The organism is Catenulispora pinistramenti, assembly GCF_018274385.1.
GTDB lineage: Bacteria > Actinomycetota > Actinomycetes > Streptomycetales > Catenulisporaceae > Catenulispora > Catenulispora pinistramenti.
Genome location: NZ_JAAFYZ010000095.1, coordinates 1 through 20800 on the forward strand (window position 1 = coordinate 1; position 20800 = coordinate 20800).

A 20800-nucleotide genomic window follows, 5' to 3' on the forward strand; every position below is an offset into this window, starting at 1 on the left:
AAAGTCCGCGCGCGGCGGTCGAGCATTTGACCTGCGGTTTCGTTCAGCGCGAACTTGACCCCCGGCCACCGGCACTGTAGGCGAAGCCCTGCCGACGCGACCGAGGGGAACGAACCGAAAACCAGCCGGAGAAGTGCAAAGCAGGGGGTTCGGTGCCGGCGACTCGGCGATTCGGCCGCAGGTCTGGGGCTGGCAACGCGGCAGTCCCGAGGGTGCGAATTGTGGGCTGGCGGGTGCGGATCGGACTGGCCCAGGCGGGAATCCCCTGGAGCGGTCGTCATCGAATGCTGAAAGCGGCCGTCGGCATTGCTCGCCGACGGCCGCCGTTGATACTGGCTGCTCCGGGTACCGGCTGGGCAGCCTAGTGCGAGTGCCGCTCGTGGGTGGCGACGCGGCCGGCGTACCGCTGGGTCCAGGTGTTGTCGCTGTCGACGGTGAGGAGCACGTCGTAGTAGCCCTGCTGTGTCGGCCACGTCACGGTCTTCGTGCGGCCCGGGGCCACCGAGACGTGGCGGGTGCCGCCGGCGTAGTCGTTGGCTGTGAGGGTGTAGGTGAGGGGCTTGGTGCCGTCGTTGTGCAGGGTGAGCTCGGCCTGGGCCTGGTGGTGGGTGCCGTGGCCCTTGTGGAGGTCGACTGTTACTCGGGGGAGGGCGCCGTTGTGGTGTCCGGCCGGTGGGAGTTGGCCGGCGAAGGCGCGGACGAAGCCGTCGTTGGAGTAGATCGAGAAGGCGTACTTGCCGTCGGTGGTCTTGGTGTTCCAGGTGTAGGTGCGCTCCTTCTTCTCGGTGACCGTGAAGGGAGTGCTGGAGAACGGCTGGTACTTGTCGGGGAAGACCTGGAAGCTCAGGGCCTTGTTGGTCGGGCCGCCGGACAGGGTCATGGTGGCGGTGACGGTGCCGGCCTTGCGGTCTTCTGTGATGGTGGCGTGTGGGTGGAAGCTCAGGGCGCGGGGGGTCATGTGGTCGGCGGTGATTGACACCGGTTGTTCGGCCAGGGGGTTGGGGAAGGCGGCCGGGCCTGGCTGCGGGTGGGTGAAGTCGATGGCGCTGGTGAGGTCGCCGGCGATGGAGCGGCGCCAGTCGCTGATGTTGGGGCAGGTGAAGGGCTTGCCCAGGGATTTGGCCCAGACTTCGAGGAAGCGGATCGTGGAGGTGTGGTCGAAGACTTCGGTGGCGACGTGGCCGCCGCGGGTCCAGGGCGAGACCAGGAGCATCGGGACCCGGGCGCCGAAGCCGAGGGGGTAGTCGCCGGCGTACTCGCGGGGGGTGCCCGGCTCGGGCCACGGGGGCAGGACGTGGTCGAACTTTCCGTCGTTCTCGTCGTAGTTGAGGATGAACAGGGTGTGGTTCCAGATGTCGGGGTTGCCCTGCAGGATGTCCAGGACCTTCTTGACGTAGCGCTCGCCGTGCATCGTGTCCGCGCCGGGGTGCTCGGACCAGCCGTAGGGTGCGACGATCCACGAGACGGCCGGGAGCGGGTGTTCGGCGCCGGGCTGGCAGGCGTCGTGGAGGTTCTTCAGGACGGCGTCGAGGTTCGTGTCGGAGTCGTCGTCGGGGGTGGTCGAGCCGGCGTAGTAGGTGGCGTTGCCCCGCCAGATCAGCCCGGTGCCGGGCCGCAGCTTGGGGTCGTTGGTGCTCAGCCCGGCCGGTTCGAAGCCCTTGAAGTACTTCAGCTCGTTGTCGCCGTAGTCGCCGATCCAGCTGCTGACGTAGCCCTGGCGCCCGTCGCCGCTGTTGTCGGAGTAGAGCCGCCAGTCGATGCCGACCTGCTGGAGCTGTTCTGCGACCGTGACCCAGGGACGGGAGTAGTTGGACTCGTCGGTGTTCCCGGTCTCGCTGTTGGCCGTGCCGCTCCACAGGTACTTGCGGTTCGGGTCGGTCGGCCCGAACTCGGAGCAGAAGTTCTGGTCGGCGATCGTGTACTGGGCGGCGACCGAGTGGTAGAAGCCCATGTAGGCGCTGCTGTGGTAGTTCATGCAGCTGGTGCCGTTGTGCTGCACCCACAGGTCCCACTTGCGGTGGTTCACGTCGCCCCAGGCGCCGTGGTCGTTGCCCCACGCGCCGTCGTCGACCTGCGGGGTCACGATCTTGCCGTTGGCGTCCCGCTGCTGGAAGACGTTGGTGCCGTCCTGGAACTTCAGCGCCTGCTTGTCGTTGAAGCCGCGTACGCCGGGGAGCGCGCCGAAGTAGTGGTCGAGGGACCGGTTCTCCTGCATCAGGATGACGACGTGCTTGAGGTCGGATATGTCGCCGTTGAAGCCGCGGGGCAGGCCACGGTGCGAGGTGGCGGCGGTCGCGGTCGCGGTGTCGGCAGTGGCGGCGGTGCTGTCAGCGGCGTGGGCGGTGCCCGCCTCGGCGAACCCGCTGAGCGCGAGGCCGCCGGCGATGGCGCCGGAGCCCTGGAGGAAGCGGCGGCGGGACGCGCGGGCGGCCGTCTCCGGGCTGTCGCCGTGCTCTGACTCAGAACTCGACTCAGGTTCGGGGAGGTTCGGATTGCGGATCATGGAATCTCCTAGCAGGGGCGTTGATGCTCGGAAAGCGGGTGCCGCGGCGGCCCGATCTGCTTATGGAAGCAGGGGGTGCCGGCCCCGTTGGAGCTCCCGCTGATCGATGTTGAGCAATGGTCGGCAAAGTTGGCTGTACAACTTCGCCCTCTAGTAGGCGCGGTGATCAAGGCTCTTCTGTGAACCGGAGATGGCGGGCAACCGGAAGCTGGCCGAAGACTTCGTAGCGTTGGAGGCGCGGGACGGGCAAGCTGGTACATACGACAGAGCCCGCTGCACTCGATGGGTCAGGTGGAGAAGGCGATGAGCGAGCGCAAGAGAAAGCCCAGGGATTACGGCATCTCGGTCGGGAAGACCTGGCCGGACCGGGAGGACTTGCCTCCGGGGGAGAAGGTCTTGGACTTCAGGGATCTGCCGAGCGATTTCTTCAAGCTCGGGCCGCTCACCGAGCAGCCTCCCGGCGACGGGGATCCCGCGACCGATTGACTTGCTCGCAAGGCGTTGGGTGTCAGGCAGTACCTGTGCTTCGCGAGCAACTTAGCTCGCCAGCCGTAGCAGCCATTCACGCAGCAGCGCCGTCTCCGTTTCCCGCAGCGGCGAGCCCGTGCCCATGGGCTCAGCGCTTAGTGCCGCGTCGAGGGCGAGCGCGCGGGAGGCCAGGTCCGATCCGGTGGGCGCGGGGGTGTCCGTGGTGACCGAGGCGATGACGGTGTCCCGTAGCCGGGCCGAGGTGGTCAGGTCCCGGGCCGCGGGTTCCTCGCCGATCAGGGCCAGGGTGGCGCCGGTCGTCGCGGCGTGGATGACGCGCGTCGCCTGTTCCACCGGGATCCGGAGGCGGCCGGCTTCGGCTGCCCGGGTCAGCAGTGTTACCAGCAGGGCGTGTGCCTCGTCCGCGGCCGGGGGGCGTTGGCCGGGCTGCGCGGTGCCGTACATGAGCACGTAGAACGCGGGGTGCTTCACGCCGAAGTCGACGTGCAGGTCCCAGCCGCGGTAGAGGTCTGCCACCGGGTCGTCGGGGGTCAGCGCCAGCGCCTCCTGCTTCTCGGTCAGGTACATCTCGAAGCCGTATGCGGCCAGCTCGGCCAGGAGTCCGTCCTTGTCGTCGAACATGCGGTACAGCACGGGAGCGGTGATGCCCGCGGCGGCGGCGACGGCGCGGGTGGAGACCGCTTCGCTGCCGCCCTCCTCCAGGAGCTCGGCGGCGACCTGGAGTACCTGGCGTCGGGCGGCGCGGCGTTCCTCGTTCACGGAACGATGCTATCGCATATTGCGTAGCGCCGTATTATCGGTGCTACGCTCAAAGGCGTAACGATGATCCGCGCCGGTCGCGGAACACGCCGCCATCGCGGCAGAAGAGGAACAGAGGAACACCGTGTCCGACATCTCGATCGTCATCGCGTCGCATTCCGGCTACGGCCACACCGCGCAGATCGCCATAGCCGTGGCCGACGGCGCGGCCTCCGTCGCCGGGACGCACGTCCACCGCGTGGACGTCGCAGCCCTCGGCGACGCCGACTGGGAACTGCTGGACGCCGCGGACGCCATCATCTTCGGGACGCCCACCTACATGGGCACCGCGTCCGGGGCGTTCCACGCCTTCGCCGAGGCCACCAGCAAGCGGTGGAGCACCCGGGCCTGGAGCGACAAGCTCGCGGCGGGCTTCACCAACTCCGGCTCGATGAGCGGCGACAAGATGCACACCCTGCAGTACCTGGCGCTGCTGGCGGCCCAGCACGGGATGCTGTGGGTCAGCCTGGGTCTGCTGCCGGGCTGGAACACCACCACGTCCAGCATCGAGGATGACAACCGCCTCGGCTTCTACCTCGGTGCCGGCGCGCAGAGCTTCAACGACACCGCCGCCGTCCACGACGCGGACCTGAACACCGCCCGCCATCTCGGCCGACGCGTCGCGGAGCACACCCATGTGCGTAGCGCGGGACTGGCCGTCGCAGTGCGCTGAGCAGCGCATGCGGGAGTGAGGGAAAGTCGAACTGCGGGAATGCCTCCCGCCCTGGCGAAGTTGATCGCGCTGACAGCGACTCGCCGACCACAGGGGGCAGCAAGATGACGCAGGCCAGGGAGCTCTACCTCAGCGTGGCGGACGCGGCGGCCCGGTTGCTGGCCGCGCCGGAGGTCGCAGAGCACTGGGACAGCCCTTCGGCACTGGCCAAGCTCAGCGTCCAGGGGCTGGCGGGCCACCTGGCCGGACAGGTCTTCTTCATCCCCGCGGTGCTGGCCGAGGCGGTCCCGTCCGAGCCCGCGATCCCGCTCCACGAGTACTACGCGCGGGTCAGCTGGATCGGCTCGGATCTGGACACGCCGTTCAATCAGGCCATCCGGTCCGGCGGCGAGCAGGAGGCGGTCGACGGTCCCGGCGCGCTGGCCGCCAGGGTCGCCGCGTGCGTGGCGGAACTCCGGCGGACGCTGCCCACCGCGCCGCAGCGCCTGGTGCGCCGTCCCACGTGGGGGCCGTGGTCGATCACCCTGGACGACTTCGTCACCAGCCGGATGTTGGAGCTCGTCGTGCATTCTGACGACCTCGCCTACAGCGTCGGACTGTCGACGCCGGAGTTTCCGTCGCAGGCTGTTGAGACGGTGGTGGATGTGTTGTCGCGCATCGCGTTGCGGCGGCACGGCGCGACCAATGTTCTCCGGGCCCTGAGTCGTGCCGAACGCGCGCCGCGGTCCATCTCGGCGCTCTAGGCGTTCCAGGTGTGCCTTCTTCACGGCGGCGGTGGCGGGTGAACACCGAGCCTCCGGTCACCGCAGCGGTGACGTCACGAACGCTTGATGGGGCGCCGCCACCAACCGGATTCCTGGAGATCGTAGGAGAGCAGCAGGGAGTGCGCGGCGTTGTGCGGGAACAGCGCGTCGCAGAAGTCGTTCAGGCCGAGCTTCAGCGTGCTGTATCCGCCCATCGCGAGGGTGTAGCTGCGGTAGGCGATGCCCGCGGCGGCGGCGATCCGCATCATGTCGTCCTCGGTGAAGCCGACCATGGAGAATCGCGACAGCTCGCGGGAATCCTCGTCCAGGAAGACGACCCGGTTCAGCTCGTACCCGCTCAGCCCGACCGTCGCGAGCGCCGCGATCTCGGTCGGACACTCGCCGGAGGTCATCGGCCGCGATCCGTGCCGGAAGACCTCGGCCGCGTCGGTGCCCGGGCGGAGTCCCCTCGGGGCCGGCTCCCACGTGCGGGGCCGCCCGAAGTTGCCGGTCGCGTTCAGGCTCTTGCCGTCCCACTCGATCTCAGCGCTCAGATACCAGCTCCGCAGCTCTGATCGCCCGTTGGCATATGTGAAGCCCGCACCTTTCGGCGGAGCGTACGACCCGTTCGCCGATGCCTTGATCCGCAACGGCGGCCCGGGCTCGTGCCCGTCGACCGTCTTGCGCACCGTCACCGACAATCCCGGCGTCGACAGCAGCCGCTCGGTCTGCCTCGCGGCTTGTAAGTCGAGGTGCTGCTGTGTCATCCGGTACTTGGTCTCCGGCGGCGCGGCCAGCCAGGTGAACAAGGAGCGCAGACCCATGGGGCGAGTGAAGCAGAAGTGCGGCGCGGGTCGCCATGGTGTGGGGTTACCGCCCTGGTGCCAGTGTGAAATTTGCGAACGCTAGCCGCGCGGGTGCTGGTCGCCGCGTCCTGCCGGAACCGGCCCGCCCGGACCCCGCCCGCGCGGCCGGGACCTATGTTTAGTACGCTTAAGTAAATAAATCTGGACAACGGAGGGGCCGCCGTCGCGTGAGTACCGTCAATGCCGGACCGGTTAAGGCGCAAGAACCGTCGACCGTTCGGCAGCGGACCTTCTCCTCGCTCAAGGTACCCAACTACCGGATTTACATGACCGGTCAGTCCATATCCCTGATCGGGACGTGGATGCAGACGACGGCTCAGTCGTGGCTGGTCCTCACGCTCACGCACTCCAGTACCGCGCTCGGGCTGGTCGTGGCGCTCCAGACCCTGCCGGTCCTGCTCTTCGGCCCCTATGGCGGCGTCGTCGCCGACCGGGCGGACAAGCAGCGGCTGATGGTCATCCTGCAGTCGGCGATGGGGGTGCAGGCGCTCGTCCTCGGGCTGCTGACGGTCTTCGGGTCGGTCAAGTTCTGGGAGGTGTGTGCGCTGGCGGTGGCGCTGGGCATGAACAACGCCTTCGAGAACGCCACCCGCCAGTCGTTCGTGCGGGAGATGGTCGGTCGTGACGAGCTGCGCAACGCCATCACGCTGAACTCGGTGATGGTGAACGCGGCGCGCGCGGTCGGGCCGGCGGTCGGCGGCATATTGATCGCAGTGGTCGGCATCGGGATCTGCTTCCTGCTCAACGCGGCCAGCTTCGTCGCGGTCGTCGCCTCCCTGCTGCGCATGGACCGCTCCCAGCTCCAGCCGAGCCCGCCGACGCCGCGTGCCCGCGGGCAGCTGCGCGAGGGGCTGCGCTATGCCGCCGCGACGCCGACGATCGCGATCCCGTTGGCGATGATGGGCCTGGTCGGGCTGTTGGCCTACGAGTTCCAGGTCTCGCTGCCGGTCTTCGTCGAGCGGACCTTCCACGGCGGCTCGGTCGCGTTCGGCGTCATCACCTCGGCGATGGGCATCGGCGCGGTCATCGGCGGGCTGTTCACCGCCGCGCGGGGGCGTACCGGCCTGCGGCCGATGATGATCGCCGCGGTCGGCTTCGGGGTGTCGATGCTGGGCGCCGCCTACGCGCCGGTGTTCGCGCTGTCCTGCGCGGTGATGCTGCTGGTCGGGTGGGCCAGCGTCTCCTTCATAGCGATCGGGAACTCCACGATCCAGCTGACGTCGGACCCGGAGAAGCGCGGCCGGATGATCGCCCTGTGGCAGGTGGCTTTTCAGGGGACGACGCCGATCGGCGGGCCGTTGGTCGGCTGGGTGATCGCGATGTCGGACCCGCGCTCGGGGCTGGCGGTCGGCGGGGTGTCGTGCTTGGTCGCCGCGGCCGGGGGATTCATGTTGGCACGGCGGGTTTCGGGGCGTGGGGCGCCGGCTTCGGCGGAGGCTGAGGGCGGTCCCGTTTAGTCCACCAAACCCCACTTGCGTTCCACGGCGACCAAGGCCGGATCGTCGGGAGCCGTCGCAGTCTGCATCGCGGCCGCCACTTCTGCCCGGAGAGTGCCGTCCATCTTGGCGTTCTGCAGGAGCCTGTTCAGCTGTTCCCAGTTCAGGTACGTGGGGCCCTTCAGCTCGGTGAGGTTCACGCCGTACTTGAGCAGGAGGGCCATGACCGGGGCGCCGCACGGGTCGGCGCCGTTCATGAGCGCGAAGGCCAACTCGTGCCGCAGGGCCTGGTCGGCCGACTCGTCGTGCAGCAGCCCGAATATCTTGCGGGACGTTTCCGCTCGTGGCGAGGAGCCCGCTGCGCGCGGCGGCTGGTACTGCGTGCCCTCAGGGGTTCGGGGCGGTCCGCCGGTCCGGTTCCGGTGTCCGGCGAAGCCCGCGACGAGGATCAGGCTCAGGAAGAACCACACCGCGCCCAGCGCCGGCACCGCGGTTCCCACGGCGGCGGCCGGGCCGAGGATGATCGCGGGGCACAGCACCCAGTGGAAGAGGTAGGTGCCCAAGATGTCGCCCGGACGCATCGCGACCATGCCGAGGACCTGGTAGTCGACGGTCGTCCGCGTGGAGCGGTTCTGGCCGTGGCCGACGGCGCTGGTCTGCCGGGGCCCCTGCCGCGTCAGGTAGAGGCGGTTCAGCGGGACCAGCGGCATGGACAGGACGGAGGCCCAGCGCGTCGCGAAGAACCGGCCGTCGGCGTCGGCGGCGCTGCGGTTCTTCAACGTGACGCCGGTGCCGTTGGTCGACCGCATGCTGCCCACACGGTCGGCTGGGCCCAGCGGACGGACCCGTTCCTGGATCGGCTGGCTCGGCATGGGGCGCCCCTTCGCAGGCTTCTGAGACATAGGTCCTTGTACAAGCCCTGAGGTTAGGCGCGGTGCTGGAGGACGGGTCCTCGCGATCGCCGGCGGAGGTCAGCCGGCTGCCTGAACCTTCGGCTCGACGGCGTGGGCGGGGTGGCCGGCGTGGGATTCCGCGTCGTCGATGTGGTCCTCGACCCAGGTGCGGAGCAGGTTGAGCGGCACCGCCGCGCTCTTGCCGAGGTCGGTGAGGGCGTACTCGACGTGCAGCGGTACGACCGGGTACACGGTGCGATCCACGATGCCGTAGTCCTCCAGGCGGCGCAGCGTCTGGGTCAGGACCTTCGGGCTGATGCCCTGAAGGCGGTTCTGGAGCGCCCCGAAGCGCTGCGGGCCTTCCTCCAGCGCGCCGATCGCCAGCGCCGACCACTTGTTGGCCAGCAGGTCGAGCATCGCTCGGCAGGGGCACTGCGCGGTGTACACGTCGTGGTGCGGGTGCCGGCCGGTCGGGCAGCTCGTCGTCATCGTTCGGCGCTCCTCAGCTGTTCACTTTCCGAAGGGAAGTAGTGGACCTTGTGGGTAACCACATCTCCGGGGATAGCTTCATTCCTGTTCGGCGAAAGGCCGAAAGGCAATCTTTTCGCGGGAGATAGGAGATCCCTGATGTTCTACGAGATCCGCCGCTACCAGAGCCATCCTGGACGGCGCGACGAGTGGGTCCGCTACATGGAAGACGTGGTCATCCCGTTCCAGCAGTCCAAGGGGATGACGGTCACCGCCTCCTTCATCGATGAGCAGGACGCGGACGGCTACGTCTGGATCCGGCGCTTCGAGAACGAGGCTGAGCGGGAGGCGCTGTATGCCGCGGTCTATGACAGCCAGGAGTGGAAGAACGACGTCGGGCCGCCGGTCTACGAGATGCTGATCGCCGAGAAGTCCGTCGTCACCCGGGCTGTTCCCACGCCTGCCTCATCGTTGCGGTGAGCTGATTCGAGCTCGTCGCCGGGAGCGTCGCGGCGTCCCCGAAGTGCGTGACCGCCCAGTCCTGCAGCGCTTCCAGCGGCTCGCGTAGCAGGCGGCCGGCGTCGGTGAGGGTGTACTCGACGCGCACCGGCACCCCGGGGTGGACGATGCGGCGCACGATCCCGTCCCGTTCGAGGCCGCGCAGGGTCTGGGTGAGCATCTTCTGCGAGACGCCCTCGATGCGCCGGCGCAGCTCTGAGAAACGGACGCTGCCGTCCGACAGCGCGGTCAGCACGAGCACCGACCAGCGGTCGCCGATGCGGTCCAGGAGGTGCCGGGCCGGGCAGTCCGCGCGGTGGTCGGTGCCGTGCAGGACCAAGTCCGTGGAGGTGGTTACCACAAAGTGCCTTCTTCTCATCGGTAAGTGACTTCCTTACGGTAACTGGAGTGCGTCCTGGACGCATCAGACCAGCACTCCGTGGAAAGGCACCTCATGGCTCGCATCACCGTCATCGGCGGCACCGGATACGCCGGCAGGGAGATCGTCGCGCAGGCCGCGGCCCGTGGCCACCAGGTCACCGCGCTCAGTCGATCGCTGCCCGAGGAGCCGGTGCCGGACGTGTTCTACGTCCAGGGCGACGCCACCGACCAGGCGACCCTGGTGTCGGTCGTTGAGGGTGCGGACGCCGTGGTGGGGGCGCTCGCGCCGCGCGGCCCGCTGGAACCCGACTCCTTCCGTGCCGCGTACCGGATCCTGGCGCGGCTGGCCGATGCCCAGGGCGTGCCGCTGTTCGTCGTCGGCGGCTACTCGTCGCTGCGTCCGGCGCCGGGCGCCGACCGCTTCGTCACCGACCTCAGCGACATCCCCGTGCACCTCCACGACGAGATCCGGGCCGGGGCCGCGCTGGTCACGGAGGATCTCCCGGCCGCGCCGAAGACGCTCGACTGGGTTTTCGTGAGCCCGGCGTTGAGGTTCGGCGCGCACGCGCCCGGCGAACGCCTCGGCCGCTACCGGCTCGGCGACGAGGTCGCGGTGCAGCCCGAGGACGGCGGCGCGATCTCCGCCCCGGACTACGCCCTCGGGCTCGTCGACCTGATCGAGCGGGGCGAGCACCATCGGGAACAGGTCAACCTCGCCCACTGAGGGCTCAGCTCCGGACATCTGAAAGCTCTCTGTAGATCAGGAACCTTATATGCGTGACCACACTTACCGCGGACACCGGCCCCGGACACTCGAACTGCCGATCGCCGACGGAATCCTTTTCCCGGACCTCCTGCCCGACGAGCTCGCCCGCGAAGTCTCTGTGCCGCTGCGCAACCACCGCGATCCGTATGTCGGCGTCACCACCGACGGCACTCCTGTCGACGGTCTCTACCGCCTCGCGGAGACCGGCTTGTCCCACCGGAAAGCCCTCGACGCCGCGACGGCCTACCTCGACACGCTGGAGCCGTACCAGCTCCCCGTCGCCCGCCTGCGGATGGACTCGCCGGACTGGCGGTTGTGGACCAACGCCCTCCCGGTCTGGACGCCCAAGGGCCTGCGTCTCAGCCGCCTGACTCCCCAGCAGCGCGAGGCCGCCCTGGCGGTCATCGAGGCCAGCCTCAGCGCCGACGGGTATGCCGCGATCCGTACGGCCATGAAGCTCAACGACGCGCTCGGCGACCTCATCCAGACCTACCGGGATTCGCTCGGCGAGTACACGTACCAGTTCACGATCTTCGGCGAGCCCTCGGCCGAGGAGCCCTGGGGCTGGCAGTTCGCGGGTCACCACGTCGACGTCCACTGCGTCTTCGTCGGATCGCAACTGGTCCTCGCCCCGGTGTTCCTCGGCGCCGAACCCTCCCAGGCGTGGGAGGACGGACCCTACGCCGGACTGAGCCTGTTCGAGCGGGAGACCGAAGGCGGCCTGGCGATGCGCCGTTCGCTCACCGAAGACCAGGAAGACCGGTTCCTGATGGGCCACTCCCTGCGGATCGCCGATCTGCCGCCGGAGCTCGCCGGTCCCACCGGTCGGCAGCTGTCCGGGGCCGGGCAGGACAACCTGGTCCTGCCGCCCGAGGGGATCAGCGGGAAGGAACTGTCGCGTGAACAACGGCAGCTCCTGCTCGAACTCGCCGACGTCTACATCAAGCGCCTTCCCGACGGTCACGCCGGGCTCAAGCGCCGCCAGTTCGAGGAGCACCTCGGGGACACGAGGTTCGCCTGGCGCGGCGGGCACGGCGACACCAGCGCGTTCTACTACCGGATCCACTCGCCGGTGCTGCTGATCGAGTACGACAACGAGTCGGGCATCTTCCTGGACAACGACGAGCCCGAACGGTTCCACGTGCACACGATCACGAGGGAGCCCAACGGCAACGACTACGGGAAGAACCTGCTGGCCCAGCATTACCAGCGCTTCCACAGCTGACGGACGCCAGGCGCGAAGCGAGCTGCGAGCCGAGTCGCGCAGCCAATCGCATAGCCAGTCGTGGAGCGAGGCGCGAAGCGCGGGTCATGTGCGATCACTGTGCGCGGATTGTGAAGTCCGGTCCGGACACTCCTTTCATGTCATCATCCTCATTCCGCAAGCGTGGATTCGGTGCGACCGGCGTGGCTGTCGCCGTCGTGGCCGTGGGAACGTTGGCCGTCGGGGCGGCGGCCGGGTCGGCGAACGCCGCCGCACCGGCCGGTCGCCCAGCCGCTCACCCGGCTGCTCACCAGCCGGTCTGGGCCGCCGGTCCCGTGCTCCCGAACGCGACCTCGGCCGTCGTGCACTCCCACTCCGGCGCGCGGCCGTTCGCCAACACCAGCACCCAGAACTGGTCCGGCTACGTCGGCACCAGCGGTGGGTACACCAGCGTGGAGTCGACCTGGGTCGAGCCCGCCGTGGACTGCTCGAAGGGCGATGGCTGGGTCCTGCTCTGGGTCGGTCTCGACGGTGACGGCAGCCCCAGCGTCGAGCAGACCGGTACCGGCGCGCTCTGCTCCGCCGGTCAGCCGTCCTACGCCACCTGGTGGGAGACCTTCACGAATCCCATCCAGTTCTACAAGGACCCGATCAAGGTGGGGGACAAGTTCGACGCCAAGGTGACGTTCAAGGGCAACGCACAGTACGAACTCACGTTGACCAACGAGACCGAGGGCTGGATCGAGGACCACCTGGAGACTGCCGCCAGCGGAGCCGCCAACGCCAGCGCCGAGGTGGTCGCCGAGACACCGACGACCATCTTCAACCAGCTCACTCCGCTGCCCGACTTCGGAACCGCCACGTTCACCGGGTCCCAGGTGAACGGCCAGCCGATCGGTGCGGCCAACCCCACGGCGATCGACATGGCCCGCAACGGCGACACCTTGGCCACCGCCGGTCCCCTGAGCAACGGGACCGATTTCACGGAGACCTGGCTGGCCAACAACTGAGAAGGCCGGCTGGTCGAAATCGGGAAGATCCGCGGCGGGTGCCGACTCGGTGGAGTCGGCCCCCGCCGCTTCGGTCGGCGACGCTGCGGCCGATCGCCTCGCGGATCAACGCACCGTGTGTCGGGATCTACTCATGACGGTGAAGCCGATCGTGGCGATGACTCCGTAGACCGCCGGAGCGAGGAAGACGTGCGGCAGACCGAGCAGATCGACACCGATCCCGCCGGTCACGCCGCCGACGGCGCTCGCGAGCGCCGGTGAGCTCATGAAGATCGCCGAGGCGGTGGCCACGGCCTCCGGCAGCAGGCGTTGGGCGACGATGATGCCCAGGGCGGCGAACACGCCCCACACGCAGCCCATCAGGATCTGTCCCGCGAACATGCCGATCGTGTCGCCGGTCAGGGCGAAACACAGGTTGGCGCCCACGCCGCAGCCGGCGCCGAAGACCATCAGGCGCATCATGCCTATCCGACGAGCGGTGAGCACGGCCACCGGCATCAGGATCAGCTCTATCAGCGGCTGGATCGCGATGACCGCTCCGCTGACCGCGGTGCCGAGGTGTATGTCAGTACGCATATAGATCGTGAGGTAGCCGTACTTGATCGGCTCCCCGGCGTAGACACAGATATAGAGCCCGGTGAACGCCAGCAGCGGCAGCATGGCGGATAGCCCGGGACGCTTGTGGTGCACTCGGGGCGGTGCGGGTGCGGGTGCGGGTGCGTGTGCGTGTGCGGGTGTGGTTGTCGTTGCACTGGTAGCTGGTGCGTTGCCGGGCTCGGTGGTTCTTGCGAAACCCATCGGGACGATCTGGGCCAGCGCGCAGATCCCGGTGCAGACGAGCATCACGCGCGGGCCGGCGGTCGCGGCCAGCAGCGATCCCAGGACGGGCCCGATGATCCAGCCGGCCGTCAACGCCATCCGGATGACCGAGACGACTCCGTCCCCGGCGGCGCCGGCCGTCTCCTGGAGGCTGTCGTGGATCGCCGCGAACAGTTGCGATCCCGCCGCGCCGGAGAAGGCCAGAATCAGGGAGCTGATCACGAACGGCATCCACACCTGGGTGGAGAACGCCATGGCGGTCCAGCCGAGGAACGCCGCCACCGCGCAGATCCGGAACAGCCCGAGCCGCTTGCCGGTGCGGTCCGAACGCGTCCCGATCAGGTAGCCGGCCAGCGGTGCGGTGATGTTGGTGAGGTAGTACAGACCGGCGGTGGTCAACGAGGTGTGCAGATCGTCGACCAGGAACAGGGTGATCTGCGGGGCGGCGGCGGAGACCCCGAGCCCGGACAGGAACAGCGCGATGGTCGCGCCGCGATACAGCGGTGAGTCCAGTACGGCGCGCAAGGCGGACGGCGCGGCTGCGACTTCGGCGTCGGCGAGTGCTGATGGCACGGATGGGTCCCCTTGCGGGCTCGCAGTGTACGTTTGTACGCATCGATCATCATGAACGTACAGCGGGTTCTTCGCGGCGGGGAAGAGGGTTGCGGTTCCGGAACTCGGCTCTGCGGTTCCGGAACTCGGCTGCGGTTCCGAAACTCGGCTTCCGGGATTCAGCCCGAGGTGATGCGGCGCACGGCCTCCGCGGTGCGGGCCCGTTCCGGCGGCGTGGTGTCCAGCGCGGCATGGATGAAGAGCCCCTCGATCAGAGCGTCGAGCAGGTGCGTGGTCGGCTCGTCGAAGAAGGGCCGCAGCGCGCGCCGGCTGCGGGCCATCCAGTCGCAGGTCAGGGTACGGAACTCGGGCTTGCGGGCGGCGAGCGTGTAGAGCTCGGTGGTCAGGACCAGCTCCCGTTGCGAGTCCAGCAGGTCGGCGTGGATCAGGCCGACCACCGCCGCGCGGGCCTCGTCGGCGTTCGTGGCCTGCCGGAACCACTGCTCGTAGCGGGTGGCGATGGTGTCGGCGAACTTCTCGAAGCTGACCCGCAACAGCTGGTCCATGTCGTCGAAGTGGTAGGTCATCGACCCGAGCGGTACGTCGGCGCGCGCGGCGACCTTGCGGTGCGACACCCCGGCGACCCCGACTTCGGCGATCACGTCGAGCGCGGCGTCGATGATCCGCGCGCGCCGGTCGGGGTCGAAGCGGCGGCTGCGGGCGGTAGCCGGGGCGGCCGGGGTGCCCGGGCTGCCCGGGCTGCCCGGGGTGGCGCCTGAGGATGTCGCGTCAGCGTCCATTCCGTCCATCGTATTGCCCGTATCGCCGCTGGCAGCCCCGCCTCAGAGCTCCCGGATCACCCGGGCCGGCGAGCCGACCGCCAGGCGGCGGGCCGGGACGTCCCGGGTCACGACGGACCCCGCGCCGATCACGCTGTCGTCTCCGATCCTCACCCCGGGGCAGATGATCGCGCCGCCGCCGAGCCACACGTTGTCGCCGATGGTGATCGGCCGCGCGGACTCCAGCCGGTCCTTGCGCGGCTGCGGCTCCAGCGGGTGCACGGGGGTCAGCAGCTGCACGTTCGGGCCGATCTGGCAGTCCTCGCCGATCACGATCGGTGCGGCGTCCAGGGCGGTCAGGTTGTAGTTGATGAAGGTGCGTGCTCCGACGGTGAGGTGGGCGCCGTAGTCGACGTATAGAGGAGGCCTGATATGGGCCTGTTCGCCGAGGTGGCCGACCAGTTCCTCCAGGAGCGGTCGGGCGGCGTCCGGGTCCGCGGCGTAGGCGGCCGCGTACTGCGCCTGAAGGCGTACGGCCCGCTTGTACAGCTCCCCGCTGTCGGGGTCGTCAGCGATGTACCAGTCCCCGGCGAGCATGCGCTCCCGGTTGCTGCGGTCGTCTCCGGCGAAGTAGTCGGTCATGCGTACGAGCGTACACATCCCGAGGTGCGTTCGGTGCGTCCGGTGTGTCAGCGCGGGGTGAGGGATTGCGTTGAGCGTAATTATTGAGTGCTGATCTTTGCATTGCCCGTTACCACCCTGGTCGCCGAGACTGAAAGTGCCCGCAGAACGCGGGAGACAGGTATGACAGGTAACTGGAAGTGAGCTAGTCATGTTGCAGAACACCCGCGCCGACCGCACCGGCGACGTCCTCGCGGCGGTGAGCCAGAGCGGCCCGACCGTGTCCTTCTTCGACGCCGCGTCCGACCGGCTCCTGGGCTCGGTCGAGGTGCTGGCCGAACCGCACGAGATCTGCTTCGATCCCGCGCGCCGGCTGCTGTGGTGCACGAACACCTATCAGGCCGGGTACTACCGCGCGAACTCGGGCCGTCGCAGCCAGCTGACGGTCATCGACCCGGACGCCCGGCGGATCGTCGAGGTCGTCGACATCGCGCCGGAGGTCGGCCCGCACGGCCTGAGCCTGGACGCCGAGCGCGGGCGCCTCTACGTCAGCGTGGAAGGCGCCGAGGGTGCTGAGGGCGCTGAGGGCGGCGGCGGGGTCGTGATCATCGACACCGCGAGCCGGCGGCCGATCGGCCGGATCGACACCGGCGCCTTCGGCCCGCACTGGTTCGTCGCCAGCCCGGACGGTACGCGCGGCTACGCCAGCAACAAGGAGGCGCCGTTCGTCTCCGTGCTAGATCTGGTCGCGGGGGAGCTGATCGACCGGATCGAGGTGCCCGGCGGCGAGGGCCTGGCGGTGTCCGCCGACGGCTCGCGGGTCTACGTGGCCGCGCCCCATGCGGGCGGTTTCAACGGCGGCGGGCCCGACGCCACACCCGGGATCCGCGTCATCGACACCGAGCTCCGCCGCGTCATCGACGTCCTGGCGACGGACAACGTGGTGGTACCGGTGCACCTGACCGCCACCGGGAAGGTGCTGGCGGGCGAGCTGCGGACGGCCCCGGCTCCGGCCACCGGCACCGACCCGAGCGGCCGCGCATCCCGTCCGGTGCAGGCCCCGGGGCGGCTGACGGTGTTCTCCGCCGACACCCACAAGCGGCTCGGCGACATCGAGATCGGACGCTTCCCGCTGACCATCACCTCCTCGCCCGACGGCGCGCTGGCCTACGCCGCCGGCGTCATCGACTCCACCGTCGACGTCATCGACCTCGAATCCCTCCAGCGGCTGGCCCGCATCGAGCTCCCCAAGCTCGCCGACGCCGGCGCGCACGGGCTGGCCTACATCCCCAAGGCCGCCTGACGCGGTCGCCGCACTCCGTGTCAGGCTGCTGCGGAACGTGTCAGGGTGCTGCGGATGTGGCCGCGGAACCAGCGGTGCGCGGGGTCGGCGTCGTGCGTGGGATGCCAGGCCATGCCGATCTCGACCGCCGGCAGGTCCAGCGGGATCGGGAACGTGCGCAGCCCGAGCGCCTCGACCACGCCCGGCAGGTCGGCGTTGGTGGCGGCGATGGTGAGGCAGACCAGATCGGTGCCGCGGGCCAGCAGCATGCCGCCGGTGTGGCTCGGCACGACCACCGCGACGTTGCGCCGCAGTCCCTGCTTGGCCAACGCGGTGTCGATCGGGCCGTGCCGCTTGCCGGTGCGGGAGATGCCTATGTGGTCGGCCTCGGCGAACCGGCGCGCGTCGATCGGTCCGTCGAACAGCGGGTGGTCCTTGCGGGCCGCACCGAGCAGCCGCACCGTGACCAACTGCTCGCTGCGCGTCTCCGGGTCGAGGTGGCCGAGCACCCCCAGTTCGACGTCGACCAGGCCGCGGCGCAGCGCGGGCGTGTTCTCGAACGCCTCCGACAGGAACACGACGTCGACATCGGGGGCCTCGGCCCGCAGCCGGCCGGAGAGCGCACCGGCCACATCGGCCAACAGCAGCTCGCTGGCCTGCACGCTGAAGGTCCGGCGCAGCGCCGCGACCTCCAGCGTGCGGTGTGGCTTGAGCATGGCCTCGGACTGGTCGAGCAGCGCCCGCACCTCGGCCTTGAGCTCCAGGGCCCGGGGCGTCGGCACCATCTCCTGACCCGCGCGCACCAGCAGCGGATCGCCGACCACTCGGCGCAGAGTGGAGAGTTTGCGGCTCGCCGCGGCCGGTGAGGTGCCCAGGCGCTCGGCGGCCTTGGTCACGCTGTTGTCCTGGAGCAGAGCGTCCAGCGCCACGAGCAGGTTCAGATCCATGCGGTTCTTCGGTCCTCCCCGGCCAGGTCTTTTCGCTGCGCGTAAACTCTACGCGTTGATTTTTGCGATGAACTGCCGTCCTGGACAACAAGGCCACCATCACTTTGGGTAGCCTGTCTGCCGTCGCGACCGGCTCCGCATGTAGTTACGTGATCAGCCGACGCCCTCGGCACTCTTCAACCGCCCGACCTGTACGTCGGACAGGCGAACGAGCGTCGCCTCGGCCTGCGGCTGGGGAATGACGCCGTTCTTCGCCGTCTCTACTTCCATGATCGACACGACCGCCGGGCCGACGCGGACCACGTAGGTGGCGGTGACCAGGGTGCTGCCCTGGACGTTCGCGTTCGTGGTGTAGCCGACGCGGTCGGCACCGACCATCTGTGAGATCGCGGTGAGTGTGATCGGAACCGGCTGGTTCTGCTCGGTCTCAGTGAATGCCCTGCATCCCTTGAGCCCCGCGGTCAGATCGGACATCAGCGCCGAGGCCTTGCCGGTGGACGGCATCACCTGCACGGCGTCCTGAATCATGCCGGGGCCGTCGTTCGCGGTGAGAATCCGCAGCGTGTCGACGGTCGTGCCGTACTTCGTGGACAGCGCGTTCTCCGCATCGCGGAAGGACTGGCACTCACTGCCGCCGGCAGTCACGAGGGCCGGCGAGTCCGTGGTGGACTTCACGTCCAGCGAAGCGTCGAAGTAGTAGCCGGGCTGGTCCTTGTCGGTCAGCAGGAGGCTGTCGACCTGATCGTCCGTCAGCGCGGCGGCCGAGTGGCCGCTGCCGGGCGATGCCGTCGAGGCGCTCTTACCCGAAGCGCCGCAGGCTGCCACCAACAGGACAGCCGCCGTGGTGACAGCGACGGCGGAGCCGTACTTGATCCGTATGCGCATGCTGACATAGTGCCGCATGGTGCTGGTCCCGGTGAGTTCGGCGCGTATCTGTGCGGTCGTAAGCGACTTCACCGGTCCAGTCGTCAGCCGCGCTCCTCCAACCAAGCGACGATGGCGGCGACGAAGCCGTCGGCACTCGCCAACGGGGTGCCGCCGAACACCGCGTGCAGGTGCTCGACGCCGACCGGGTCGTTCCAGGCCCGGGCCCGGCGGCAGGTCTGTTCGTCGGTGGCCGCGCGCAGGACGTCCCAGCCGTGCCAGGTCGCGACGAGGGCCGCGTCGATCGCCGGGTCGGAGCGGATCGCCAGGTCCCAGTCGAGGACTCCGGCGAGTTTGCCGTCGGCGCTGAAGTGGAGGTTGGGGCCGCCGAGGTCGCCGTGGACGAGCCGGGGCGGGGCCGCTTCGAGGGCCAGGAGGGTGTCCAGCCGGTGCCGGACCGTGTCACGCCACTTCGGCGGCAGCCGCGGGATGGTCTCGTCGGTCAGGATGTCGGCCCAGCCCAAGCCGTCCGGGGTGTGCCGGTGGGGCTGGTGGAGCAGGGCTTCAAGCCGCGGCGTGATCTCAACGCCGCGCAGTGCCTCCAGAAGCAGGCCGAGCGCCGCCGGGTCTCCGACGCCCTCCGGCAGCGGCTCGCCGTCGATCCACGAGACCGCGACGGCCGCCCGGTCCCCGAACGTGGTCACCGCGGACAGCGGCTCCGGCACGGCGAACGGCAGGCCGGCCGCCGCGACGGCGCGCAGGACTTCGACCCGGCGCGGCAGTTCGGCGGCGGCGCTGGGGCGCTTGGTGACGCGCACCGCGGCGACGCCGGGGAACAGCACCACGTGGTGCATGTTTCCTTGCTCGGCAAGGGATGCGGAGCTCATATCGAGGTCGGGGACAAGTGCTTCAGCGATTTCCAGCAGGTCAGCGGGGACTGGTTGTGCCATCCCGCCATTGTGCCGGACGTGGGCAAATGGATATCGCCCACGCCGGCTGAAGCTCTGCCACCGGGGTGGTTCAGAGCGCGCAGAAGGCGTTGTCCAACGCGGCCGACATGTCCGTCTGTCCCTGGGTGGGGGCCTGGAGGTGGTACTCGTTGTTGGCCACCAGCACCTCCTTGCTGCCGTCGTCGCTGATCTCCCAGGTGCTGGTGTAGCCGAGCACCGATCCGTTGTGCGTCCACACCCACTGGCCGCACGGCGTCTGGTACTCGCCGATGCCCAGGCCGTAGCGGGTGGTGGCGTTGACGGGGACGGTGGTCTTCAACTCGGCCTCCTGCGCCGGCGGCAGCAGTTGGCCGGTCATCAGCGCGCGGTCGAAGGTGGCGAGGTCGTCCAGGGTCGACACCATCGCCCCGGCGGAGCCGAAGGCCTGGACGTTGGAGACCGTGACGTCCGAGAGCTCCAGGCCGAGCCACTGGTACTCGTAGCCGTGCAGGTAGTCGCCCTGCAGGGTGGGGTCGGAGATGGGGAAGGTGGTGTGGGTCAGGCCCAGCGGGGTGATGATCCGGTTCTGGATCTCGGTGGCCGCGGTGTTGCCGGTGACGGCCTGGATCACCATGCCGGCCAGGACGAAGTTGGTGTTGGCGTAGCCGAATGTCTGGCCCGGTGCGCTGGTGGGCTGGTGCTGCGCGAGGGCGAGGTCCACCAGGGTCTGCGGGGCCCAGACCCGATTGGGCTCGCTGTTCGAGGCGTAGGAGTTGTAGAAGGTCGGGCTGGTGTCGTAGTCGGGCAGGCTGGAGGTGTGGTTGAGCAGTTCGCGGATGGTGATCTTGGTGCCGTCGTAGCCGTTGGCGTTGACGGCGTTCGGCAGCCACTTGGCCACGGTGTCGTCCAGCGAGAGCTTGCCCTCGGCCTCCAGCTGGAGCAGCACGGTGGCGGTGAAGGCCTTGGTGTTGCTGCCGATCCGGAACTGCGCGTCGGGATCGGCGGGCGTCTTGGCGGTCACGTCGCTGACGCCGTCGGCGAGGTATTGCGTGGTGTCGCCGGAGCGGACCATGCCGATCGCGGCCGGGTAGCCGTCCGCGATCCCCTTCGCGAAGCCGGCCTGCAGGGCACTGATGGCCGTCGGGACATCGGCGTGCGCGGGGCCGACGCCGGCCAGCGCGCCGAGCGCCAGGGTCGAGCCGAGGGCTATCAGGCGGATGGACTTCGAGGGCTTCATCGGCGTGTCCTACTTTCTCAGGTGACGTTGTGAAGCGACTGA

22 protein-coding genes are annotated in these 20800 nt (G+C 69.1%); 9 read left to right on the forward strand and 13 right to left on the reverse strand.

Annotated features, from left to right (window positions below):
• Positions 1-361 precede the first annotated feature (361 nt).
• Positions 362-2503, reverse strand: a complete 2142-nt coding sequence (locus KGQ19_RS25345) for an alkaline phosphatase family protein (RefSeq protein ID WP_212012502.1) — start codon at positions 2501-2503, stop codon at positions 362-364.
• 303 nt (positions 2504-2806) lie between these two features.
• On the opposite strand from KGQ19_RS25345, the gene KGQ19_RS25350 reads away from it, so the two are divergent.
• Positions 2807-2989 (forward strand): hypothetical protein, encoded by a 183-nt coding sequence (locus tag KGQ19_RS25350; protein WP_212012504.1) that lies wholly within the window; start codon positions 2807-2809, stop codon positions 2987-2989.
• Between the two features lie 51 nt (positions 2990-3040).
• Here the strand turns inward: KGQ19_RS25350 and KGQ19_RS25355 are convergent, their stop codons facing one another.
• Positions 3041-3751 carry a TetR/AcrR family transcriptional regulator gene (locus KGQ19_RS25355; protein ID WP_212012506.1) on the reverse strand — a complete coding sequence of 237 codons (711 nt, stop codon included), beginning with the start codon at positions 3749-3751 and terminating at the stop codon, positions 3041-3043.
• 124 nt (positions 3752-3875) lie between these two features.
• Here KGQ19_RS25355 and KGQ19_RS25360 point away from each other — a divergent pair, with 124 nt between their 5' ends.
• Together KGQ19_RS25360 and KGQ19_RS25365 are read left to right on the forward strand one after the other, a co-directional pair.
• Positions 3876-4463 carry a flavodoxin family protein gene (locus tag KGQ19_RS25360; RefSeq protein ID WP_212012508.1) on the forward strand — a complete coding sequence of 196 codons (588 nt, stop codon included), beginning with the start codon at positions 3876-3878 and terminating at the stop codon, positions 4461-4463.
• A 104-nt stretch (positions 4464-4567) separates the two neighbouring features.
• Complete coding sequence (locus KGQ19_RS25365; RefSeq protein ID WP_212012510.1) at positions 4568-5206, forward strand: maleylpyruvate isomerase N-terminal domain-containing protein; 639 nt, start codon at positions 4568-4570, stop codon at positions 5204-5206.
• A 74-nt stretch (positions 5207-5280) separates the two neighbouring features.
• Here KGQ19_RS25365 and KGQ19_RS25370 read toward each other — a convergent pair whose 3' ends face one another.
• The gene (locus KGQ19_RS25370; protein ID WP_212012512.1) at positions 5281-6030 is read right to left on the reverse strand and encodes a hypothetical protein; all 750 of its coding nucleotides are present in this window, start codon (positions 6028-6030) and stop codon (positions 5281-5283) included.
• Positions 6031-6338: 308 nt separating this feature from the next.
• Between KGQ19_RS25370 and KGQ19_RS25375 the strand changes: the two genes are divergently transcribed.
• Positions 6339-7529, forward strand: coding sequence for an MFS transporter (locus tag KGQ19_RS25375; protein WP_230419410.1), 1191 nt, complete (start codon positions 6339-6341; stop codon positions 7527-7529).
• Here the strand turns inward: KGQ19_RS25375 and KGQ19_RS25380 are convergent.
• Complete coding sequence (locus KGQ19_RS25380) at positions 7526-8380, reverse strand: hypothetical protein (protein ID WP_212012516.1); 855 nt, start codon at positions 8378-8380, stop codon at positions 7526-7528. The two genes, KGQ19_RS25375 and KGQ19_RS25380, sit on opposite strands and share 4 nt — an antisense overlap.
• Positions 8381-8479: 99 nt before the next feature.
• Positions 8480-8890: a winged helix-turn-helix transcriptional regulator gene (locus KGQ19_RS25385; RefSeq protein ID WP_212012518.1), complete on the reverse strand. Its 411-nt coding sequence runs from the start codon at positions 8888-8890 to the stop codon at positions 8480-8482.
• Positions 8891-9028: 138 nt separating this feature from the next.
• Between KGQ19_RS25385 and KGQ19_RS25390 the strand changes: the two genes are divergently transcribed.
• Positions 9029-9349, forward strand: coding sequence for an NIPSNAP family protein (locus KGQ19_RS25390; protein ID WP_212012520.1), 321 nt, complete (start codon positions 9029-9031; stop codon positions 9347-9349).
• Here KGQ19_RS25390 and KGQ19_RS25395 read toward each other — a convergent pair.
• Positions 9309-9728 (reverse strand): winged helix-turn-helix transcriptional regulator, encoded by a 420-nt coding sequence (locus tag KGQ19_RS25395; RefSeq protein ID WP_307856504.1) that lies wholly within the window; start codon positions 9726-9728, stop codon positions 9309-9311. The two genes, KGQ19_RS25390 and KGQ19_RS25395, sit on opposite strands and share 41 nt — an antisense overlap.
• Positions 9729-9821: 93 nt before the next feature.
• Here KGQ19_RS25395 and KGQ19_RS25400 point away from each other — a divergent pair, with 93 nt between their 5' ends.
• From KGQ19_RS25400 to KGQ19_RS25410, 3 genes are all read left to right on the forward strand, one after another.
• Positions 9822-10472, forward strand: a complete 651-nt coding sequence (locus KGQ19_RS25400) for an NAD(P)-dependent oxidoreductase (RefSeq protein ID WP_212012530.1) — start codon at positions 9822-9824, stop codon at positions 10470-10472.
• Positions 10473-10521: 49 nt separating this feature from the next.
• Complete coding sequence (locus tag KGQ19_RS25405; protein ID WP_212012532.1) at positions 10522-11739, forward strand: DUF3500 domain-containing protein; 1218 nt, start codon at positions 10522-10524, stop codon at positions 11737-11739.
• 137 nt (positions 11740-11876) lie between these two features.
• Positions 11877-12728: a G1 family glutamic endopeptidase gene (locus tag KGQ19_RS25410; RefSeq protein ID WP_212012534.1), complete on the forward strand. Its 852-nt coding sequence runs from the start codon at positions 11877-11879 to the stop codon at positions 12726-12728.
• 105 nt (positions 12729-12833) lie between these two features.
• Here KGQ19_RS25410 and KGQ19_RS25415 read toward each other — a convergent pair whose 3' ends face one another.
• The 3 genes from KGQ19_RS25415 to KGQ19_RS25425 all read right to left on the reverse strand — a co-directional run bounded on the left by KGQ19_RS25415 (position 12834) and on the right by KGQ19_RS25425 (position 15520).
• Positions 12834-14120, reverse strand: a complete 1287-nt coding sequence (locus KGQ19_RS25415; RefSeq protein WP_212012536.1) for an MFS transporter — start codon at positions 14118-14120, stop codon at positions 12834-12836.
• A gap of 158 nt (positions 14121-14278) precedes the next feature.
• Entirely contained in the window at positions 14279-14899 is a 621-nt protein-coding gene (locus tag KGQ19_RS25420) for a TetR/AcrR family transcriptional regulator (protein ID WP_212012539.1), read from the reverse strand.
• Positions 14900-14941: 42 nt separating this feature from the next.
• Positions 14942-15520: a sugar O-acetyltransferase gene (locus tag KGQ19_RS25425; protein WP_212012541.1), complete on the reverse strand. Its 579-nt coding sequence runs from the start codon at positions 15518-15520 to the stop codon at positions 14942-14944.
• A 190-nt stretch (positions 15521-15710) separates the two neighbouring features.
• Here KGQ19_RS25425 and KGQ19_RS25430 point away from each other — a divergent pair, with 190 nt between their 5' ends.
• Complete coding sequence (locus KGQ19_RS25430; protein ID WP_212012543.1) at positions 15711-16802, forward strand: YncE family protein; 1092 nt, start codon at positions 15711-15713, stop codon at positions 16800-16802.
• Between the two features lie 20 nt (positions 16803-16822).
• Here the strand turns inward: KGQ19_RS25430 and KGQ19_RS25435 are convergent, their stop codons facing one another.
• The 4 genes from KGQ19_RS25435 to KGQ19_RS25450 form a co-directional block, all read right to left on the reverse strand.
• Positions 16823-17728: a LysR family transcriptional regulator gene (locus tag KGQ19_RS25435; RefSeq protein ID WP_212012545.1), complete on the reverse strand. Its 906-nt coding sequence runs from the start codon at positions 17726-17728 to the stop codon at positions 16823-16825.
• Positions 17729-17881: 153 nt separating this feature from the next.
• Positions 17882-18613, reverse strand: a complete 732-nt coding sequence (locus KGQ19_RS25440) for a sensor domain-containing protein (protein ID WP_212012553.1) — start codon at positions 18611-18613, stop codon at positions 17882-17884.
• Between the two features lie 83 nt (positions 18614-18696).
• Entirely contained in the window at positions 18697-19542 is an 846-nt protein-coding gene (locus KGQ19_RS25445; RefSeq protein WP_212012555.1) for a phosphotransferase family protein, read from the reverse strand.
• Positions 19543-19612: 70 nt separating this feature from the next.
• Positions 19613-20758: a serine hydrolase domain-containing protein gene (locus KGQ19_RS25450; protein WP_212012557.1), complete on the reverse strand. Its 1146-nt coding sequence runs from the start codon at positions 20756-20758 to the stop codon at positions 19613-19615.
• Positions 20759-20800 lie beyond the last annotated feature (42 nt).